This is a genomic window from Streptomyces cinereospinus (assembly GCF_042430725.1).
Classification (GTDB): domain Bacteria; phylum Actinomycetota; class Actinomycetes; order Streptomycetales; family Streptomycetaceae; genus Streptomyces; species Streptomyces cinereospinus.
Window position 1 is genome coordinate 1 of the sequence record NZ_JBHMCY010000148.1, and the last position, 3575, is coordinate 3575.

2 protein-coding genes and 1 pseudogene are annotated in these 3575 nt (G+C 73.6%); all 3 read left to right on the forward strand.

The annotated features are described in order from the left end of the window. Positions 1-291, forward strand: a pseudogene (locus tag ACFF45_RS35105) (hypothetical protein); the annotation flags it as partial. 247 nt (positions 292-538) lie between these two features. Continuing rightward, positions 539-1513, forward strand: a complete 975-nt coding sequence (locus ACFF45_RS35110; protein ID WP_381351082.1) for a substrate-binding domain-containing protein — start codon at positions 539-541, stop codon at positions 1511-1513. 202 nt (positions 1514-1715) lie between these two features. Continuing rightward, positions 1716-3386 (forward strand): hypothetical protein, encoded by a 1671-nt coding sequence (locus ACFF45_RS35115; protein ID WP_381351083.1) that lies wholly within the window; start codon positions 1716-1718, stop codon positions 3384-3386. Positions 3387-3575: the final 189 nt, after the last annotated feature.

A 3575-nucleotide genomic window follows, 5' to 3' on the forward strand; every position in this document is an offset into this window, starting at 1 on the left:
GGCGCCGCGGACCCGGGCGGCACCGCCGGCGGCTCGAACGGCACCGCCGGCGACCCGGCCGGCGCCGCGGCCGGCGCGGGGGGATCCGGCACCGGCGGGTCCTCCGCCGACCCGGCGCAGACCGACCCGGCCCAGCAGAACGTGGCCCGGTCGGGCGGCTTCACACCGGCCGAGGCGCTCGGGCTGGTCCGCTGGGTGCTGCTCGGCGTGCTCGTCGCCGGCGGTGTCGCGGGGCTCGCCGGACCGGCCATGGTGTGGCTCTCCGGCCGCCGGGCGGCCGGTACCGGCTGACCCATTTCGAAATTCCCCGGATTCCCCGGGACGCACATTGTCCCGGGGAATCCGCACACGGTGTGTTGAATTCCCTTGGAGTCACTTAGGAAACGGACTCGTAACCTGATGCGTCACTGGAATTGGTGGTCGCCGGGTGTGAGTCTGCGGAATTGTTCTGCACGGCCGGTCGACGGATCGGCGCAGAACGAAATCCGGATTCGCTTGCACGTCCATTCCTCGATCGTTCCCACGGAGGAGATCCGAAGTGAACGTCAAGTCCCGCATGCGTATCGGTGCCGCCGTCGGTGCTGCGGCCCTCGGCCTCGGCGTCCTGTCCGCTCCCGCCGCCTTCGCCGACCCCAACCCGACCACCGAACTCCGTCAGCTGGCGGGCGCCGGTTCCGACACCACCCAGGACGTCATGAACGGCCTGAGCGAGGTCGTCAAGGACGCCGGCAACAACAAGATCATCGCTTCCTGGAACGCCACGGGTACCACCACCATCACCACCAAGGCGACCCCCGCCTGCACCAACATCGCGCGGCCCAACGGCTCCTCGGCCGGCATCGACCAGCTGCGTGCCGCCGTCGACAACGGCACCGGCTGCTACGACTTCGCCCGCTCCTCGCGCGGCCCGGTGGACAACTCCACCACGGACCTCAGCTGGATCAAGTACGCCAAGGACGCGGTCACCTGGGCCAAGCGGTCCAGCAGCGCCCTGCCCAACAACCTGACCACGGCCCAGCTCAAGTCCATCTACGAGTGCAGCCTGACGTCGCTCAACGGCGTGGCGATCACCCCGATCCTGCCGCAGAGCAACTCCGGTACCCGCCAGTTCTTCCTCACCTCCATCGGTGTCGCCACCCCGGGCTCCTGCGTCCAGCAGGGCGTCCAGGAGAACGACGGCCGGGTGCTGGACAGCGCGGGCGACATCGTCCCGTTCTCCGTCGCCCAGTACACCGCCCAGCAGAACCTGGTCATCGACGACCTGCGCGGCGCCGCCGTCCTGCGCAACATCAACGGCGTCGCCCCGCGCACCGGCACCGCGCTGAACCCCTCCTTCCCGCTGGCCCGTGACGTCTACAACGTCGTCCCGACCACCCGGCTGACCAACGCGACGATCGCGTCGACCTTCGTCGGCACCGGCTCGAAGGTGTGCGCCCAGTCCGCCACCATCACCACCTACGGCTTCGGCACCCTGACCGACTGCGGCACCGTGGCCTTCCGGGCCGAGCGCTGATCACCGTCGGCCCCTCGCACAACGGCCGGGCACCCGTGAGGGTGCCCGGCCCCGCGGCATGTCCCGTCACTTCCCTCTCCCGCGTCCGGGCCGGACTGCCGAAGGCACCCGGCCCTGCCGCATGTCCACCTCCCGATCCGACCGCAACCCACTGGGGGGCACCACCACCATGAACCACCGTCTCGCACCACTCAGATCACCCGTGGCACTGCTGACGTGCTGCGCGGTGGTCTTCGCCGCCCTGGCCGCGGTCCTCGCCCTGTCCGGCCGCGCGCACGCGGCCACCGACCTGGGAAGGTTCACCCTCGTCCCGGCCACGGGGAGCGTCGACGACAGCCCCATGGCCACCTCCGCCACCTCCGGCGCCGGCTGCCCGGCCGAGGGCGGCCCGCACTCCGCGGTCCTGCGGCTGCTGCCGGAGAACAGCTCGGTGATGCCGCCGCTCGCCCGCTCCGCCGACGTCGTGCCCGAGGGACCGGCGCCGTTCACGGCCGCCCTCGACCCGCTGGGCAACCAGCCCACGCTGCGGACGGCGCTCGAATCCGTCCTGGGCGCGGGCACCCCCCTCGACGGCACCTACACCCTGGCGCTGGTGTGCGGGACCTCCCTGGAGGGCGACCGGTTCCTGGCGAAGGTGAACGTCACCGGCGACACCTGGACGCTCCTTGAGCAGCAGGCCACCTCCCTCGACCTGGCCGGAGCCGCCGGCGTCCCGGTCGGCGGGGACCTCAGGCTGACCGCCACCGTGCGGCCGGCCGGCGCCGCCGGCTCGGTCGAGTTCGGGACCGGCGGCACCTCGCTCGGCACGGCCCAGGTCACCGACGGCACGGCGGAGCTGACGGTCGAGGCTCCCGCGATCGGCGGCCCGCACACCTACGACGCCGTCTTCACCCCCGCCGACCCCGACGCGTACACCCCCGCCGAGGACCGCGCGGAAGTGCGCGTCGAGTACCGCGTCACGGCCAGGGAAGCCGACGGCGGCGCCCTCGGCGACCAGCCCACCCTGCACATCGGCCAGCGCGTGCTGATCACGGTCGAGGGCTTCACGCCGGGCGCCACGGTACGCGTGTCGCAGTCCCCGGCGACCAACGCGGCCTTCCCCGACGCCACCGTCGACGCCGAGGGCAGGGTGGTGGACTACGCCTACACGGTGCCCGACCAGACGATCAGCGGTGAGACGACGCTGTCCTTCGACGAGAGCACCTCGAACGCCAAGGTGGCGACCTTCGGCTTCGTCGCCACCGACGAGGCGGACCCCGGCCCCACCACCCCCGCCGGCCTCGAAGTGACCGACGAGGACGGCAACCCGCTCGGCGAGAACCCGAACCTGGAACCGGGCCGGACCGTCCTGATCACCGCCCGCGGCTACTCCGCGGACGCCACGGTCACCGTCACCCTCGCCGACACCGAGGAGACCTTCCAGGACGCCGCGGCGAACGCCGAGGGCACCGTGGAGGACTACGGGTTCACCGTCCCCGAGGACATCGCGGACGGCGACCACACGCTGACCCTGGCCGAGGACAGCGAGGGCGGGCACTCCGCCGACTTCGCGTTCACCACCGGCGAGCAGCCCACCGCGAGCCCCTCCCCGTCCGGGTCGGAGACGGCCGGTGACGACGCCGGCACCGGCAACGGCGGCGCCGGCGGCGGCGGCACGGACTCGGGCGGCGGCGCCGGCGGCGACACCGGCGGCACCGGTGGCGGCACCGGCGGCACGGGCACCGGCTCCGGCTCGATGGCCTCCACCGGCGCCCAGGTCGGCACGATCGGCCTGACCGCGCTCGCGCTGGTGTGCGCCGGCTCCGCGCTCGTCGTCCACATGCGCCGCAGGGGCCTGCCGGCCTTCGGCGGCGACACCCCGCAGCACCACTGACGGCCGGGCGGTCCGGGAGCGCACGCCGACGCGCCCCCGGGCCCGCCCCGCCCCCTCGCACCCACCGTCCCGCCTCCAGGGAGCCCAGCCCGTGACCACCCTCGCCCCTCCCGCGGCCGACCCGCCGACCGAGGCCGGCCCACCCGCCGTACTGCCGTCGCCCGCGCCGCCCGCGCCCAGCCGGCCGGC